14 protein-coding genes are annotated in these 16,770 nt (G+C 64.1%); 3 read left to right on the top strand and 11 right to left on the bottom strand.

Going from position 1 to position 16,770, the window contains the following annotated elements:
* Positions 1 to 110: 110 nt before the first annotated feature.
* Positions 111 to 1,388 carry a 4-aminobutyrate--2-oxoglutarate transaminase gene (gene gabT / locus QN085_RS24710; RefSeq protein WP_023662096.1) on the top strand — a complete coding sequence of 426 codons (1,278 nt, stop codon included), beginning with the start codon at positions 111 to 113 and terminating at the stop codon, positions 1,386 to 1,388.
* 136 nt (positions 1,389 to 1,524) lie between these two features.
* Positions 1,525 to 2,787 (top strand): response regulator, encoded by a 1,263-nt coding sequence (locus tag QN085_RS24705; RefSeq protein WP_023662095.1) that lies wholly within the window; start codon positions 1,525 to 1,527, stop codon positions 2,785 to 2,787.
* 191 nt (positions 2,788 to 2,978) lie between these two features.
* On the opposite strand, the gene QN085_RS24700 is transcribed toward QN085_RS24705, so the two are convergent.
* Entirely contained in the window at positions 2,979 to 4,007 is a 1,029-nt protein-coding gene (locus tag QN085_RS24700) for a GGDEF domain-containing protein (protein ID WP_023662094.1), read from the bottom strand.
* A 100-nt stretch (positions 4,008 to 4,107) separates the two neighbouring features.
* On the bottom strand, positions 4,108 to 5,292 hold the full coding sequence (desA, locus tag QN085_RS24695) for a delta-9 fatty acid desaturase DesA (RefSeq protein ID WP_023662093.1): 1,185 nt from the start codon (positions 5,290 to 5,292) through the stop codon (positions 4,108 to 4,110).
* 146 nt (positions 5,293 to 5,438) lie between these two features.
* Here desA and dibA point away from each other — a divergent pair, with 146 nt between their 5' ends.
* The gene (dibA, locus tag QN085_RS24690) at positions 5,439 to 7,334 is read left to right on the top strand and encodes a phosphodiesterase DibA (RefSeq protein ID WP_024087991.1); all 1,896 of its coding nucleotides are present in this window, start codon (positions 5,439 to 5,441) and stop codon (positions 7,332 to 7,334) included.
* A 93-nt stretch (positions 7,335 to 7,427) separates the two neighbouring features.
* Here dibA and QN085_RS24685 read toward each other — a convergent pair whose 3' ends face one another.
* The 9 genes from QN085_RS24685 to tcyJ form a co-directional block, all read right to left on the bottom strand.
* Positions 7,428 to 8,072 carry a methionine ABC transporter permease gene (locus tag QN085_RS24685; RefSeq protein ID WP_008096606.1) on the bottom strand — a complete coding sequence of 215 codons (645 nt, stop codon included), beginning with the start codon at positions 8,070 to 8,072 and terminating at the stop codon, positions 7,428 to 7,430.
* Positions 8,062 to 9,171: a methionine ABC transporter ATP-binding protein gene (locus QN085_RS24680; RefSeq protein ID WP_023662092.1), complete on the bottom strand. Its 1,110-nt coding sequence runs from the start codon at positions 9,169 to 9,171 to the stop codon at positions 8,062 to 8,064. The genes QN085_RS24685 and QN085_RS24680 overlap by 11 nt, the downstream gene beginning before the upstream one ends.
* A gap of 1 nt (position 9,172) precedes the next feature.
* Complete coding sequence (locus QN085_RS24675) at positions 9,173 to 9,973, bottom strand: MetQ/NlpA family ABC transporter substrate-binding protein (protein ID WP_041506343.1); 801 nt, start codon at positions 9,971 to 9,973, stop codon at positions 9,173 to 9,175.
* Complete coding sequence (locus tag QN085_RS24670) at positions 9,966 to 11,357, bottom strand: LLM class flavin-dependent oxidoreductase (RefSeq protein WP_041506344.1); 1,392 nt, start codon at positions 11,355 to 11,357, stop codon at positions 9,966 to 9,968. Before QN085_RS24670 ends, QN085_RS24675 begins: the two co-directional genes overlap by 8 nt.
* On the bottom strand, positions 11,357 to 12,538 hold the full coding sequence (locus tag QN085_RS24665) for an SfnB family sulfur acquisition oxidoreductase (protein WP_041506345.1): 1,182 nt from the start codon (positions 12,536 to 12,538) through the stop codon (positions 11,357 to 11,359). The genes QN085_RS24670 and QN085_RS24665 overlap by 1 nt, the downstream gene beginning before the upstream one ends.
* A 151-nt stretch (positions 12,539 to 12,689) precedes the next feature.
* Positions 12,690 to 13,931, bottom strand: coding sequence for an SfnB family sulfur acquisition oxidoreductase (locus QN085_RS24660; protein ID WP_023660880.1), 1,242 nt, complete (start codon positions 13,929 to 13,931; stop codon positions 12,690 to 12,692).
* A 326-nt stretch (positions 13,932 to 14,257) separates the two neighbouring features.
* A complete protein-coding gene (gene tcyN / locus QN085_RS24655; RefSeq protein ID WP_013970435.1) occupies positions 14,258 to 15,016 on the bottom strand; it encodes an L-cystine ABC transporter ATP-binding protein TcyN in 759 nt (252 codons plus the stop codon).
* A 2-nt stretch (positions 15,017 to 15,018) separates the two neighbouring features.
* The gene (tcyL, locus tag QN085_RS24650) at positions 15,019 to 15,687 is read right to left on the bottom strand and encodes a cystine ABC transporter permease (protein WP_003255849.1); all 669 of its coding nucleotides are present in this window, start codon (positions 15,685 to 15,687) and stop codon (positions 15,019 to 15,021) included.
* Positions 15,684 to 16,478: a cystine ABC transporter substrate-binding protein gene (gene tcyJ, locus QN085_RS24645; protein WP_015268587.1), complete on the bottom strand. Its 795-nt coding sequence runs from the start codon at positions 16,476 to 16,478 to the stop codon at positions 15,684 to 15,686. The genes tcyL and tcyJ overlap by 4 nt, the downstream gene beginning before the upstream one ends.
* Between the last annotated feature and the right edge of the window lie 292 nt (positions 16,479 to 16,770).

Genomic DNA, 16,770 nt, shown 5'->3' with positions numbered 1-16,770 from the left:
TACCTGGTGGCCAGGGCGTTCACGGCAGTCGATCAACGAATACTGTTCGCGAGCACTCCCAGCCACCCCCGAATAAAAGCGCCACTCCAAACCGGCGCAATGAGGGCATTATGAGCAAGACCAACGAATCCTTGATGCAACGTCGTGTCGCCGCCGTCCCACGTGGCGTTGGCCAGATCCACCCGATCTTCGTCGATACCGCGAAGAACTCGACCGTGATCGACGTTGAAGGCCGCGAACTGATCGACTTCGCCGGCGGCATCGCAGTACTGAACACCGGCCACCTGCACCCGAAAGTGGTTGCGGCCGTGCAAGAACAGCTGACCAAGGTCAGCCACACCTGCTTCCAGGTGCTGGCCTACGAACCCTATGTAGAGCTGTGCGAAAAGATCAACAAGCTGGTCCCAGGCGACTTCGACAAGAAGACCCTGCTGGTCACCACCGGCTCCGAAGCCGTTGAAAACGCCGTCAAGATCGCCCGTGCCGCCACTGGCCGCGCTGGCGTAATCGCCTTCACCGGCGGCTACCATGGCCGTACCATGATGACCCTGGGCCTGACCGGCAAGGTCGTGCCGTACTCCGCTGGCATGGGCCTGATGCCAGGTGGCATCTTCCGCGCTCTGTTCCCTAGCGAACTGCACGGTATCAGCGTTGACGACGCCATCGCCTCGGTCGAGCGCATCTTCAAGAACGACGCCGAGCCGCGCGACATCGCCGCGATCATCCTCGAGCCGGTACAAGGCGAAGGCGGCTTCCTGCCAGCGCCGAAAGAGCTGATGAAGCGCCTGCGCGCCCTGTGCGACCAGCACGGCATCCTGCTGATCGCCGACGAAGTACAGACCGGCGCTGGCCGTACTGGCACCTTCTTCGCCATGGAACAGATGGGCGTTGCGCCTGACCTGACCACCTTCGCCAAATCCATCGCTGGCGGCTTCCCGCTGGCCGGTGTGTGCGGCAAGGCCGAATACATGGACGCCATCGCTCCTGGCGGCCTGGGTGGCACTTACGCCGGTTCGCCGATCGCTTGCGCCGCGGCCCTGGCCGTGATCGAAGTGTTCGAAGAAGAGAAACTGCTGGACCGCAGCAAAGCTGTGGGTGAGCGCCTGACCACCGGCCTGCGCGAAATCCAGAAGAAGTACCCGATCATCGGCGACGTCCGTGGTCTGGGCTCGATGATCGCTGTCGAAGTCTTCGAGAAAGGCACTCACACCCCGAACGCAGCTGCCGTTGGCCAGGTTGTCGCCAAGGCTCGCGAGAAGGGCCTGATCCTGCTGTCCTGCGGTACCTACGGCAACGTTCTGCGTATCCTGGTTCCGCTTACCGCAGAAGATGCTCTGCTGGACAAAGGCCTGGCTATCATCGAAGAGTGCTTCGCTGAAATCGCCTGATGTGACCTGCTTCAGAAAAAACCCGCTTCGGCGGGTTTTTTTTGTGCCCAGGAAAGCCTTGGGGCGCTATCGTTGTCGGAGGATTTGCTCAGGAAGCTGCGACGGACCGTGTGGCAGGGCTATTCAGGAGTTGGCGATGAATGCTGCAGACCCCACCCCACCAAGCGTACTTATTGTCGAGGGCGATCCCTGGGTACGTGACATGCTCAGCGAAATGCTGCTGAGCGTGCGCTGTGATGCCCGCCTGCAGCTCTGCGCCGACGGCTCGCAGGCCTTGAGCGCGCTGTCGAGCAAGCCCGACCTGATCATTGCCGCGCGCGAACTGGCAGGTGTCGATGGGCTCGACCTGTTGCGCAAGGTACGCGCGAAAGGCTCGAGGTTGCCGTTCATCCTAATGAGCAACCGCATTGACAGTGCCAGTGTGCATGAGGCGTTGCCCCTGCACCCTACTGCCTACCTGAGCAAGCCGCTGAACCTGGAAACTCTTCGCAAGCGCCTGGAAGAGCTGCTGCTGGCGGTTGGCGAAGAAATCGCCTGCCCGGTGCCGGCCTTGCAGCCAGGTGCCAGCCTGCCGGCCTACCTCGAACAGCGTCGCGCTACCGCCGATGGCGGGCCGCTGCTGGCCGATGTGCAGGTGGCGATCAAGCGCGCGCTCAACCCCCAGGGCCTGAACCTGAGAGTGCTCGAAGAGGAAGTGCAGGGCGACCCGCAGATCACCGCTGTGCTGATTGCGGCGGCCAACAGCGCAGCGCTGCACCGCGAAGCACCAGTGCAGACGCTGCTGCAGGCCTTGAACAAGCTTGGCAGCACCCAGAGCATGAACCTGATCCTGGGCATGACCCTCAAGCGCAGCGCTCGCCTCAGCGACCCGCTGCTGGCGGAGCATGCTGCCCGCTACTGGGAGTTGTCGCTGCACGCTGCCGAATATGGCCGCACCTTGGCACGCATGCTTGAGCTGGACGAAGGGCGTTGTTATTGCGCGGGGTTGCTGCATTGCCTGGGCGACCTGGCGGTGCTGCGCTGCCTGCAGGAATGGCGGCTGGCCGGGGGCGAGCTGGATGAGGATCAGGTGCAGCTGTCGCTCAATGAGTTCGGTGCGGCGTTCGGCTCGGCGCTGCGTACGCGCTGGCGGTTGCCCCTGGGGTTGCGCGAGTTGATCGCGGCGATATACCAGCTGGGCGGCGGGGTTTACTCGCGGGAGATCCTGGCCATGAACCTGGCCGGGCAGTTGTCGCGGCTGTCGGCCGAGCAGGGGCTGGAGAAGGTGGCCAGCAGCAAGACTGCGCGGCTGCTCAAGCTTGGCCTGCCGGAGCTGAGGCGGTTGCGCAAGGTGGAGAACCCGGAGGTGAAGCCGCAGCAGGAAGAGCCGCCTTTAGCTGAGGGTGAAGTTTCGGGCTGAGATCTTGGGGCTAGGTTCGTTGAACCCGGCGCAGATCCTGTGGGAGCGGCCTTGTGTCGCGAAAGGGCTGCGAAGCAGCCCCAGCCATTTGTGCATCTGCGCTGAGATCCAGGGGCTGCTTTGCAGCCCTTTCGCGACACAAGGCCGCTCCCACAGAGACCGTACAGGCCAGCAAGTACTGTGTAAGGCAGTCAGCCGCGGACGATCTGGTTCTTGCCCTGGCGCTTGGCCTGGTACATCGCCGCATCGGCCCGGGCATACAGGCTGTCCAGCGCCACATCCTCGTCAGTCAGCCCGGTCACCCCCTGGCTCACCGTCACCCCGTAGGTCTGCTCCCCATGGCTGAAGCTCAGCCGCTGGATCTGCCGCTGCAAGCGCTCGGCAATCTGCTCCGCGACCTGGGCACTACAGCCGGGGAACACTGCCGCGAACTCCTCGCCACCAATGCGCCCGAACAGGTCACCTCGGCGTAGTACGGCCTTGCCGCTGTCGGCGATCTGCTGCAACACCTGGTCGCCTTCCTGGTGCCCGTAGCTGTCGTTGATGCGCTTGAAGTCGTCGATGTCCAGCAGCAGGAAGGCCAGTGGTGTACCGTCTTCGCGGGCGCTGTCGAAGGCTTGCTGGGCGCATTCGAAAAAGTGCCGGCGGTTGCTGCTCTGGGTCAGCACGTCGGTGGTGGCCAGGCGCTGCAGTTCACCTTCGAGCTGCTTCTTCTCGGTGATGTCTTCGGCGATGCCGACGATGATCACCCGGTCGCCATCGCGTTGCTGGTTGATGTAGCACTTGTCGCTCAGCCAGCGCAGCTGGCCGTCGGCATTGAGGATGCGGTACTCGCGGTCTTCCACCGAGCCCTTGAGCAGTACCTGGGCCAGGCTGCGCTCGGCGAACTCCAGGTCGTCGGGGTAGATGCTGTCGCGCCACTCGTTGTAGTCGGCCAGCACCAGGCTGGCCGGGCGGCCGAAGATGCGCTCGTAGGCGGGGCTGACGTACAGCACCTGACGGGTTTCCCAGTCGAAGGCCCATAGCACCGCATTGACGCTGTCGAGCAGCGAGCTGAACAGCTGTTCGCGCTCGCTCAGGCGGGCAACCTCGCCTTGGGCGTGGAACAGCGCAAGCAAGGTCTGGGCGGCTTCCGGAGGCGGGGTGCCGGGCAGTGTCGTCGGAATGTTCTTGGCCATGTGCACGGAGCAGATCTCGGCGTGAAAGCGTGCGGCCAGCATCTGGCCCGCCACGCGGGCGATGTGCCAGATATGAGTGTAAACGAGAGGGCGAAGTTCCGGGCGGCACGCCCAGCCAAAGGGGCGTGCCGATCAACGGCGGTCAGGCGCTGGTCGGGCGCAGGGAGTACGTCTTCAGCTGTGCCGCGAAGTCCCGCAGGGCGTGGATGCCGCTGGTTTCCGCCTCGTGTACCCAGTCCTTCATGGCGGCCAGCATGTCGTGGCCGTTGGCGCTGGTGCGCGCCCAGATCTGCTGCAGGGCCAGGCGTTTTTCGTAGATGGTCTTCAGCGCCTGGCTGTGGGCGAGCATCGACTCGATGCGCACATGGTGACGGTCTTCCAGCAGGCTGGTCTCGCGCGACAACAGGCGCTTGGCGCGGCGGAAGTGGTGGCGCAGCGAAGCATCGACGCGGGCCAGCTCCTGCTTGACCAGCGGGCCGATTACCAGCTTGCGGTACTGGGCCATGATCTGGAAGCGGTTGTTGAGGATGGCCATGGCGGTGTCCATGTCCAGGCTGGCCTTGCCTGCCACCCGGTGGGCGATGGGCGCCACGCGCTGTACCTTGGCCAGGCGCAGCAGGCAGAACAGGCGGATCCACGCCCAACCCATGTCGAACTCCCAGCGCTTGACCGACAGCTTGGCCGAGTTGGGGTAGGTGTGGTGGTTGTTGTGCAGCTCTTCGCCACCGATGACGATGCCCCACGGCACCAGGTTGGTCGCGGCGTCGCGGCACTCGAAGTTGCGGTAGCCGAGAGCGTGGCCCAGGCCGTTGACCACGCCGGCGGCCCAGAACGGAATCCACATCATCTGCACTGCCCAGATGGTGATGCCGATGGTGCCGAACAGCAGCAGGTCGATTACCGCCATCAGCGCGATGCCGCCCAGCTTGTAGCGCGAGTAGAGGTTGCGCTCGATCCAGTCGTCCGGGCAGTTCTTGCCGTAGATGCGCAGGGTTTCGGGGTTGCGCGCCTCTTCCCGGTAAAGCTCGGCACCCTTGCGCAGCACCGTGCCCAGGCCCTTGTACAGCGGGCTGTGGGGGTCGTCGGGGGTTTCGCATTTGGCGTGGTGCTTGCGGTGGACGGCGGTCCATTCGCGGGTGTTCTGCGCCGTGGTCAGCCACAGCCAGAAACGGAAGAAGTGCTTGAGCGCGCCATTGAGCTCCAGGGCCCGGTGCGCGGAGTAGCGGTGCAGGTAGACCGTGACGCTGACGATGGTCACGTGGGTCATCAGCAGGGTAGTGCCGACCAGTTGCCAGGCCGACAAGTCGAGCAGGCCGTTGTACCACATAGGTGTAAATACCCTCGGAATGCGGGAGGAGGGGCTGATTATCCCTTGGGCAGGAAATAAATACAGTCACCCGTTCAGATAGGAAGTCACGACATGTTTCAGCCTTTATAATGCCCCATCATTTTTCATGGGCAATTGCACCCGACATGTCTGTTTCCGTTCGCGACGCCTTGCGCATGGCTGCGCTGTATGTGGTGCTCTCGATCCTCTGGCTGACGCTGGCCGAGGTGGTGTTGCACGGCATGACCGACGACCCCCTGGCACTGACCGTGGGCCGGCAGATCAACGTGGTGGTCTGGGTGCTGCTGAGCGCCGTGCTGATCTATGTGTCGCGGGTGCGGCTGCTCGACTTCATCGGTGTTGGCGCGCGTATGCGTGGTGAAGACCGTGAACGCCTGCGCATGGCTGCGGCAGTGTTCGACAGCACCCTCGAAGGCGTGCTGGTGACCGACCGCCATGGCCTGATCGTGCACGTCAACCGTGCCTTCATGCGTATCACCGGCTACCAGCAGGACGAGGTCATCGGCCAGCGCCCGAACAAGTTCAAGTCGGGCCGCCATGGCCTGGCGTTCTACCAGCAGATCTTCGCCACGCTGGCGGAAAAGGGCGAGTGGAGCGGCGAAATATGGAACCGGCGCAAGAGCGGTGAAATCTACCCGCAATGGCAGACCATTTGCGCCATCCGCGACGATCAAGGCGAGCTCAGCCATTACGTGGCGGTGTTCAGCGACATCAGCGCGATCAAGCATTCTGAACAGGAACTGGCCTACCTGGCCCACCATGACCCGCTGACGGGCTTGCCCAACCGCCTGCTGTTCAACGACCGGGTCGAGCAGGCGCTGGCCGCAGCCCAGGCCAACAAGCGTGGTTGTGCCCTGCTGTTGCTGGACCTGGACCATTTCCAGAGCATCAACGACGGCCTTGGCCACACCATTGGCGACCAGTTGCTGAAGCTGGTGGGCGAGCGCCTGGCAGAGGTGCTGCGCAGCGGCGTGACCTTGGCGCGCCTGGGGGGCGACGAATTTGGCGTGCTGGCGGAAAACTGCCATGAGGTTGGCCAGGCGGGCAAGCTGGCGCAGGGCATCATCGAGCGCATGCGCGAGCCGTTCCAGTTCGACGGTCACCGCCTGTTCATCAGCGTCAGCGTGGGCATCAGCCTGTTCCCCAGCGATGCCTTGAGTGCCGAGCAGTTGCTGCGCAATGCCGACTCGGCGTTGTACAAGGCCAAGAGCAATGGGCGGGCCTGCTATGCGCTGTACACCGAAGAACTGACCGCTCACGCCCAACACCGGGTCGAGACCGCCGGCGAGCTGCGCCGAGCCTTGGAGCAGGACGAGCTGCGGGTGTTCTACCAGCCGGTGCACGACCTGGCGACCGGCGGCCAGGTCGGCGTCGAAGCCTTGGTGCGTTGGCAGCACCCTCAGCGCGGCCTGGTGCCACCGGGCGAGTTCATCCCGATTGCCGAGCGTACCGGGCTGATTGCCGAGATCGACGCCTGGGTACTGCGCCAGGCGTGTAGGCAGATGGTGCGATGGCAGGGTGAAGGGCGGCAGTTGGCATTCGTGGCGGTGAACATTTCCAGCCGCCTGTTTGGCCAGCACGAGCTGTACCAGCAGGTGGCCGAGGTGCTGGACGACACCGGCCTGGCCCCGGCCTTGCTGGAGCTGGAGGTGACCGAGAGCGCGGTGATGGAGGACCCGGAGGTGGCGCTGGAGCAGTTGCATCGCCTGCGCGAGCTGGGGGTGACCTTGGCTATTGACGACTTTGGCACCGGTTATTCTTCGCTGCTGCGGCTCAAGCGCTTGCCGGTGCAGAAGCTGAAGATCGACCAAGGCTTCGTTGCCGGGTTGCCGCTGGATGAGGACGACATCGCGATCGTTCGGGTGATCATCGCCCTGGCCCGCAGCATGGGCATGCAAGTGCATGCAGAGGGCATCGAGCAGGCCGAGCAGGCCAGCTTCCTGCTGCATGAGCAGTGTCAGCTTGGGCAGGGGTACTGGTTCGGGCGGCCGGTGCCTGCCGGGCATCTTCGCTGGGGTTGAAGGCCCCTTCGCGGGCATGCCCGCTCCCACAGGGATATCGTTGTATTCAAGCCCTGTGCAGTACTTGTGGGAGCGGGCGTGCCCGCGAAGAATTCAGCGCTTGTTCAAGCCTTTCGCCAACCGGTCGCCACCCAGCTGGATCAACGCCACCAACGCCACCAGCATGGCAATCACGGTCAGCATGATCTGGCTGTCGAAGCGCTGGTAGCCATAGCGGTAGGCGATATCCCCCAAGCCCCCGGCACCGATCGCTCCGGCCATGGCCGAGGAGTTGATCAGGGTCACCAGGGTAATGGTGAAGCCCCCGACAATTCCCGGCAGCGCCTCGGGCAGCAGCACGTGCCAGACGATGTGCCAGCGCCGGCAGCCCATGGCCTGTGCAGCCTCCACCAGGCCGTGGTCGACTTCGCGCAGGCTGACCTCGGCAATCCGCGCGAAGAACGGCGTGGCGGCAATGGTCAGTGGCACCACTGCCGCCCACACGCCATACGTGGTACCCACTACCAAGCGGGTGAAGGGGATCAGCGCGACCATCAGGATCAGGAACGGGATCGAGCGGAACAGGTTGACGAATGCACCTAGCACCCGGTTCAGCAGCGGCGCCTCGAAGATCCCACCCTTGTCGCTGGTGACCAGCAGCACCGCCATCGGTACGCCTACCAGCAGGGCGATCAGCGACGACACGCCGACCATCAGCAGGGTATCGAGCAAACCTTCCAGCAGGCGATCAAACCACATGGCCCAGTACCTCCACGTCCTCGGCCCAGCGGCGGGCGCGCTCCAGCAATTGATGGGTGTCGTGCGTTGAGTGCTGCACCGACAGGATCAGCTGCCCCAGGGCATGCTCGCCAATGGTTTCCACACCGCCCTGCAGCAGGCGCACGCGGCCGCCAAGTTCGTTGAACAGGGCAGACAGTTCGGGTTCGCCGAGCAGGGTCAGCCTCAGCACCACGGCACTGTCGCGGCTTGCCGGGCTGGCCCGCAGGCTGGCTTGCAGCGCGGCTGGCAACCTGGCTTGCAACGGTGCCAGCAGAGTACGGGTGACTTCGTGGCGTGGTGAGCCAAACACCCGCCAGACCTCACCCTGCTCGACCACTTCTCCACGTTCAAGCACCACCACCCGGTGGCAGATATCGCGGATTACCGCCATCTCGTGGGTGATCAGCACGATGGTCAGGCCCAGGCGCTGGTTGATGTCGCGCAGCAGTTCGAGAATGGAAGCAGTGGTCTCCGGGTCCAGCGCCGAGGTGGCCTCGTCGCACAGCAGGATCTCGGGGTCATGCACCAACGCCCTGGCAATGCCCACGCGCTGCTTCTGCCCGCCGGACAGCTGCGCCGGGTACACGTGGTGCTTTTCCCGCAGGCCCACCAGCTCCAGCAGTTCGCGTACCTTGCACTGGCGCTCCGCCTTGGCCACGCCGGCCACCTTGAGGGGCAGCTCGACGTTCTGCCACACGGTCTTGGCCGACATCAGGTTGAAATGCTGGAAGATCATGCCGATACGCCGGCGCAGGGCTACCAGGTGCTCCTCGTCGACGGGCGCGATGTCCACCTGGTCGATCAGCACCCGCCCCTGGCTGGGTTGCTCCAGGCGGTTGATGGTACGCAGCAGCGATGACTTGCCGGCGCCGCTGCGGCCGATGATGCCGAAGATCTCGCCATGGCGGATGTTCAGGTCGATGCCTTGCAAGGCCGGTTGCGCCTGGCCCGGGTAGGTCTTGCCCAGGCCGATGAAGCGCACATGGGCTTCATTGACCTCCGGGCGCAAGGCCTGCTCCCTGGCCGTTGGCGGCAGTGGTTGTGCGGTGGGCGCCCGCAGCGCGCTGGCCTGGCTCATGTCAGCCCTCCCAACCGGCCTGGTAGAGGTTGCCGTGGGCTTTGTCCAAGGCTGCGCGCACCACTGGCGAGTGCTGGTAGATGTCGACGAACTTGGCCAGGCGTGGGTCGTCCTTGCTTTGCGGTCGAATGACGAACTGGATCACGTATTCCTTGTTCTCCAGGCCGTCGAACAGCAGTGCGGAGCCGGCGTCGAAGCTGTTGGCCAGGCGGATGTAGGCCGGGTAGCCCTGCACCAGGTCGGCGTCGTCATAGGCGCGAACCAGCTGTACGGCCTCGACCTGAAGGATCTTCAGTTTTTTCGGGTTGGCGACGATATCGTCCTCGGTGGCCTTGTAGCCGACCCCCGGCTTGAGGGTGATCAGCCCGGCCTTGGCCAGCAGCTGCAGGCCACGGCCGCTGTTGATCGGGTCGTTGGCGATGGCCACGCTGGCGCCTTCGGGCAGGTCGGCGAAGCTCTTGTACTTTTTCGAGTACAGGCCGACGTTGTTGATGATGCCCGGGGCGTAGGGCACCAGGTTGAAGCCCGCAGCCGCCTTGGCGTTTTCCAGGAACGGGATGTGCTGGAAGTAGTTCACATCGATGTCGCCGCTGTTGAGGCTGACATTGGGTGCGATCCAGTCGCTGAACTCGACCAGCTTCACTTCCAGGCCTTGCTTGTGCGCTTCTTCCACTGCGGCTTCCAGCGGGATGGCAAAGGCCGAGGTGGTGCCGATCTTCAGCGGTTCGGCAGCCAGCGCGCTGGCGGACAGGCCGAGGGTGAGGGCAATGGCCGCGACGGGCCGGAACAGTTTATCAAGCATGGTGCAGGGCTCCAGTCGGGGCAGGGGTAGAGGTAAAGCGGTAAGCCGAGCCAGGGTGGTCGGCGGGCAAATGCGGGTGGTCGGCCTGGAACAGTTTCTCGCGCAGGGTGCCTTCGGCGTAGGCGGTCTTGTAGCGGCCACGCTGTTGCAACTGCGGGATGACCAGGTCGATGAAGTCCTCGAAGCTTTCCGGGGTTACGGTGCGGGTCAGGTTGAAACCGTCCAGGCCGGTTTCATCGACCCAGGCGATCAGCTGTTCGGCCACCTGCTCGGGCGCGCCGACCAGGGTCACGTAACGGCCACCCAGGGCGTGCTGCTGCAGCAGGCGCCGTCGGGTCCAGGCGTTGTCCTGCAACTGGCGCGTGGCCGACTGGATGGCGTTGCCCTGGCTGAAGGCAATCGGCTCGTCCAGGGCGTAGGCGGCGAAGTCGATGCCGGTGGACGCTGCGAAGTGCGCGACCCCGGCCTCGGCGCTGGCATGGCGCAGGTACTCGGCATGCTTGGCCTGGGCCTGCTGCTCGGTGGCGGCGACAATCACCGTGATGCCCATGAACACCTTGACCGCTTGCGGGTCGCGGCCAGCGGCTTGGGCGGCGGCGCGCACCTTGTCGACCTGGGCGCGGGTGGCGGCCTTGTCCTGGCCACTGATGAACACGCATTCGGCATGGTTGCCGGCGAAGGCCAGGCCACGCTGCGAGCTGCCGGCCTGGAACAGTACCGGAGTACGTTGCGGCGAGGGCTCGGACAAGTGGTAGCCGTCGACCTTGTAGAACTCGCCCTGGTGGTTGACCTTGCGCACCCTGTCGGGCCTGGCATAGACGCGCTGCTGGCGGTCGGCGACCACGGCATCGTCAGCCCAGCTGCCTTCCAGCAGCTTGTACAGCACCTGCAGGTACTCGTCGGCCTGGTCGTAGCGGCGGTCATGCTCGGGTTGCTGCGCCAGGCCTATGGCCCGGGCGGCGCTGTCGAGGTAGCCGGTGACGATGTTCCAGCCCACCCGGCCATGGCTCAGGTGGTCCAGGGTGGAAAGGCGCCGGGCGAACAGGTACGGCGCTTCGTAGGTGAGGTTGGCGGTAAGGCCGAAGCCCAGGTGGCGGGTGACGGCGGCCATGGCCGAGACCAGCAGCAGCGGGTCGTTGACCGGCATCTGGATCGACTCCTTGAGGGTGACGTCCAGCGACTGGCCGTAGATGTCGTAGGTGCCGACGATGTCGGCGATGAAAAGCCCGTCGAACAAGCCGCGCTCCAGCAGCCGCGCCAGACTGGTCCAGTAGTCCAGGGTCTTGTACTGGGTCGAGGTGTCCCGTGGGTGGGTCCACAGGCCGTGGTTGATGTGCCCGATGCAGTTCATGTTGAAAGCATTGAGCAGGATCTGCTTGGCCATCAGATGGTCCCCCGGCGTGGTGGGTTGGCATCATTGAGGTAGTAGTTGCCGATGGCGTGGTACTTCCAGCGCACCGGGTCGTGCAGGGTGTGCACGCGGGCGTTGCGCCAGTGGCGGTCAAGGTTGTGTTCGGCCAGTGTGGCCTGGCTGCCGCCCAGTTCGAACAGGGTGGTGCCGGCCGCGAGGGAAATCTCGGTGCTGATGGCGCGGGCCTCGGCCACCGCGATGGACGCGGCGGCCACGTTTTCGGCAGTGCTGTCGTCGCGGGCGCGGTCCAGATATTCGCCCGCGCGCTCCAGCAAGGCTTCGGCGGCGTGCAGACGGATCGCCAGATGGCCGAAACTCTTCAGCGTCAGCGGGTCATCGCTGGCCTTGTCCAGGCCGGAGTCGACCCAGGGGCGGCTGCGGGTGCGCACGAAGTGCAGGGCATCTTCGTATGCGGCGCGGGCGATGCCGGTATCGATGGCGGCATGAAGGATCTGCGCCAGCGGGCCGACCGGGGTGGGGCGTTCGAAGGCGCTCTGGAACGGCACCACGTCGGCGGCACTGACATACACGTTATCGAACACCACCGAGCCGCTGCCGGTGGTGCGCTGGCCGAAGCCGCTCCAGTCGTCGATCACCTGCAGGCCCTGGCTGTTGGCCGGGACGAAGGCCAGGTGCTGCACGCCCTGTTCATCGACCACCGAGGTGGGAATGCGCTGGGCGTAGATGGCGCCGGTGGAGTAGAACTTGCGGCCGTTGATGCGAAAACCATCGCCGTCGCGGGACAGGCGCGTGGTGCGGTCGTTGGCGGTCTTGGTGCCCAGTTCGGCCAGGGCGTTGCCGAAGCGGTTGCCCGCCAGTACTTCGGCGTACAAGCGCTGTTGCTGTTCGGGTGTGCCGTTTACCCGCAGCACTTCCAGGCCGTAGAAATGGTTTTGCGGGATCTGCCCTAGCGAGCCGTCGGCCTGGGCGATGCGGGCGATTACCTTGGCCAGGGTGATGTTGGACACGCCGGCGCCGCCGAAGGCCTTGGGTACGCTGATGGCCCACAGGCCGGAGCGAGTGAACAGTTCCAGTTCGGCGTGCGGCAGACGGCGCTCGCGGTCGCGCAGGGCGCTGTCGCGGCGCAGGTGTCGGGCGACTTCTTCGGCGACGTTCAGGGCCTGGGTGTCGCTGGTGATGATTGCTGTCGTCATATTGCTCTCCGGGACCCTAGGGGCCGCTTCGCGCCCCAATCGCCGGCAAGCCAGCTCCCACATGGACCGCACAGGTCTTGAAGGCAGTGCAGGAACTGTGGGAGCTGGCTTGCCGGCGATTGGGCTGCAAAGCAGCCCCAAGGCCCTCAAGTCAGATCCAGGAATGCCGTGCAGGCAAGGTGCCGTTGAGGTGGTAAGCGCCAACCGCGTGGTACTTCCAGCGCACCGGGTCATGCAGGGTGTGCACCCGGGCATTGCGCCAGTGGCGGTCGAGGTTGAACTCGGCGAGGGTGGCGCGGCTACCGGCCAGCTCGAACAGCTTTTCGCTGGCCTGCAGGGCAATCTCGGTGGTCAGTACCTTGGCCTCGGCCACAGCGATCGAGGCCCGCGCTGCGCTTGCTGCATCGATCGGCTCGGCGTTGACCTCGTCGAGGACCCGCGCGGCCTTGCGCAGCAGGGCTTCGGCGGCGTGCAGCTCGAGCTTCAGGCGGCCGATGTCGGCGATTACGTAAGGGTCGTCGCTGGCGCGGTCGACCTTGGCTTCGATCCATGGCCGGGCCTTTTCGCGCACGAAGCTGATGGCGTCCTCGATCGCTGCTTCGGCAATGCCAGCATCGATCGCCGCCTGGATCAGCTGCGAGGCAGCGCCCTGGATGTTGGGGATGTCGCGCTGGCGCCAGTTGTCGATCACCAGGTCGGCATCCACCGGGACCTGGTCGAGCAGCACGGTGCCGCTTGCAGTGGTGCGCTGCCCGAAACCGGACCAGTCATCGACGATGCGCAGCCCCGGGCTGCCTCGGCGGACGAATGCCAGGCGCTGGCGACCTTCGTCGTCCAGTGCCTTGACCGCCACCCAGTGGGCGAACAGGGCGCCGGTGGAATAGAACTTCTCGCCGCTGATGCGATAGCTGTCGCCGACGCGGGTGATCCTGGCCTTGAGGGTCAGGGTGTCCTTGGTGCTGCGTTCGGGGCCGGCATTGCCGATGCGCCAGCCATCGAGCACGCTGCGGAAGATCACCGCCTGCTGCGCCTCGGTGGCAGTCAGGCGCAGCAGTTGCAGCATGCCGAACTGGTTCTGCGGGATTTGCCCCAGGGCCGGGTCGGCGGCGCTGATGAGGCGGAACACTTCAGCCACGGTCTCGAATGACACCTCCGGGCCGCCATGTGCCTTGGGTACGCAGATGCTGCCAAGCCCGCTGCGGGTGAACAGTTCGATCTCGGCCCATGGCAGTTTGCGTTGCTGGTCGCGGCGGGCGGCCTGCTCGCGGGCGACCTCGGCCAGTTCGCGGGCTGCTTGCAAGGCTTCGGCGTCGTTGCGTAGAACCTTGGCCGGCAGCAGCAGGGGCGAGCTGTCGAGATCGCTGTGGAATTGGGTATCGGGTTGGCTGGACATCAGTACCGCTCCTTGGCTGCACTCAATGCCCTGGCGTTCCGCACTGGGGTGATCGTGATCCTGACCATTCCTGACCTCGCAAATGAATTGTGTCGCTAACAGCTGATCGCGACAGATGTGTGCTGGTCCGGTGGTCCGGTTTATATACCCTAATGCTTTATAAAAAGTTTATGAACTAACTCTTTGGAATATATATAGAAGGAGGGATTTGCTGTGGATGTACTGGCCCTATCGCCGGCAAGCCAGCTCCCACAGGACGCCACAGGTTTTGATTACTGTGGGGTATCTGTGGGAGCTGGCTTGCCGGCGATAGGGCCAGTGCAGGTTTACTCGGAGGCAGCAGTCCCCAGGAACTTGCGCAAGAACTGCCGGGTACGCTCTTCCTTCGGCGCCGCAAACAGCGCCTTGGCCTCGCCCTGTTCCACGATCACGCCCTTGTCGAAGAAGATCACCCGGTTCGCCACATCCCGGGCAAAGCTCATCTCGTGGGTAACGATGATCATTGTGCGCTTCTCCTCGGCCAGGCCGCGGATGGTCGCCAGCACTTCACCCACCAGTTCGGGGTCCAGCGCCGAGGTCGGCTCGTCGAACAGGATCACCTCCGGCTCCATTGCCAAGGCGCGGGCGATGGCCACCCGTTGTTGCTGGCCACCGGACAGGCGCCGCGGGTAGGCGTCTTCCTTGCCGGCCAGGCCGACCTTGGCCAGCAGGCGCCGGCCCAGTTCGATCGCCTGCTCGCGGGGTGTCTTCTTGACGATCACCGGCCCCTCGATCACGTTTTCCAGGGCGGTGCGATGAGGGAACAGGTTGAAGTTCTGGAACACGAACCCGGCCTGCTGGCGCAAGCGGCGAATCGCACTTTGCTGCCCACCCAGCGGGCGGTTGGCGTCGATGCTGATATCGCCGATCTGAATCTGCCCGGCATCGGGTGTTTCCAGCAGGTTCAGGCAACGCAGGAAGGTTGTCTTGCCCGAGCCGCTGGGGCCGATGATGGCCACCACTTCGCCGGGTTGTACGGTCAGGTCGATACCGTTGAGCACGGTCTGGCCTTTGAACCGCTTGGTCAGGCCTTTGACTTCAATCATGCTCAATGCTCCTGGTCATGCTGGTTGACTCGCGCTTCCATGCGGTTCTGGAAGTGCGCGAGGATGCTGCACAACACCCAGTAGATGACCGCTACCGCCACGTACATAGTGAACACTTCGAAGGTGCGTGCGGTGATCAGCTGGGCCTGGCGGAACAGCTCGGGCACCTGGATGGTTGCCGCCAGGGCAGTGTCCTTGACCAGCGAGATGAAGCTGTTGCCCAACGGCGGCAGTGCGGTGCGCAAGGCCTGGGGCAGGATCGCCCGGCGCATGGCCTGGACGCGGGTCATGCCGATACTGGCGGCGGCTTCCCACTGGCCACGGTCGATCGAGGAAATCGCCGCGCGCAGGATTTCGCAGATGTAGGCGGCCATGTTCAGCGACAGGCCGATCAGCGAAGCCGGGATCGGGTCGAGTTCGATGCCGATCTGCGGCATGCCGAAGTAGATGACGAACAGCTGCACCAGCAGCGGCGTGCCGCGGAAGAACGACACGTAGACCCGCGCCAGCCAGTTCAGGGGCAATATCTTCGACAACCGCATCAGTGCCAGGGCAAAGCCCAGCACCAGGCCGAAGAACATGCCGCCAACACTGAGCAGCACTGTATAGCCCGCGCCCTTCAGCAGGAAGGGCGCGGAGTCGACAACGAGTTGCAGGCTTTCAGCGATCATTTGGTGACATCGGCACCGAAGTATTTCTCGGACAGCTTGGCCAGCGTGCCGTCAGCCTTGAGCTTGTCCAGCGCCTTGTTGATCGCTGCCAGCAGTTCCGGCTCGCCCTTGCGCAGGGCCACGCCGCTTTCCAGGCGCGAGAAGGCATCGCCGGCCAGTTCGGTGTCCTTGGCTTTTTGCGCGTATTCCAGCGCGGCCAGGCGGTCGATCAGGATGGCGTCGATACGGCCGTTGCGCAGGTCGGCGAACTTGCTCGGGTCGTCTTCATAGGTGCGCACATCGGCTTGTGGCACGTCCTTCTTGACCCATTGCTCGTAGTTGGTGCCCAGGCCTACACCGACCTTCTTGCCTGCCAGGTCTGCGGCCTTGTGGATGTTCAGCTGCTCGGCCTTCTTCTTCAGGATCAGCGCCTGGATGCCGGAGATGGTGTAAGGCTCGGAGAAGTCATACTTCTTCTTGCGCTCTTCGGAAATGGTCACCTGGTTGATCACCACGTCCAGGCGCTTGGATTCCAGTGCGGCGAGGATGCCGTCCCACTTGGTCGGCTGCACCTTGGCCTTTACCCCCAGCTCCTTGGCCAGCAGCTCGGACAGTTCCACTTCGAAGCCGGTCAGCTTGCCGTTTTCGTCCTGGAAGCTGAACGGTGGGTAGGTGCCTTCGAGGCCGACGTTGATCACGCCTTTTTCCTGGATGGTCTTCAGCTGCTCGCCAGCGAAGGCCTGACTGAGCAGGCCGGCACCCAGCAGGAGTGCCAGGCTGGCGTTGAGTAGCGGTTTGGCGAATTTCGACATTTCAGAGCCCCGCGCTTGTTGTGTAAGTAGTGGGTGGCGACTATAGGGTCGGCTGCTTAGGCCAGGAAATACTAAAAAATTATTTTGTTATTTCCTTTTGGTTTTTGCCAGGTGCTGGCTGCATTGAGGGTAGGCGAGGTTGCCTGCTCCGTCATCACGGCTTATGCCTGACTTAGCGCAGGATGGAATAAAGCGTTGTTTTTTCCAAGGGATGGATTTGCCGTAGAGTGAATTGCATGTAGGCAGGTCCGGCCTCTTCGCGGGTAAACCCGCTCCTACAGAGACCGCACAG

The organism is Pseudomonas sp. M2(2023), assembly GCF_030263955.1.
Taxonomy (GTDB): Bacteria; Pseudomonadota; Gammaproteobacteria; order Pseudomonadales; family Pseudomonadaceae; genus Aquipseudomonas; species Aquipseudomonas asiatica.
Note: the sequence above shows the minus strand (reverse complement) of the source record. Positions and strands in the feature narration are given on the sequence as shown.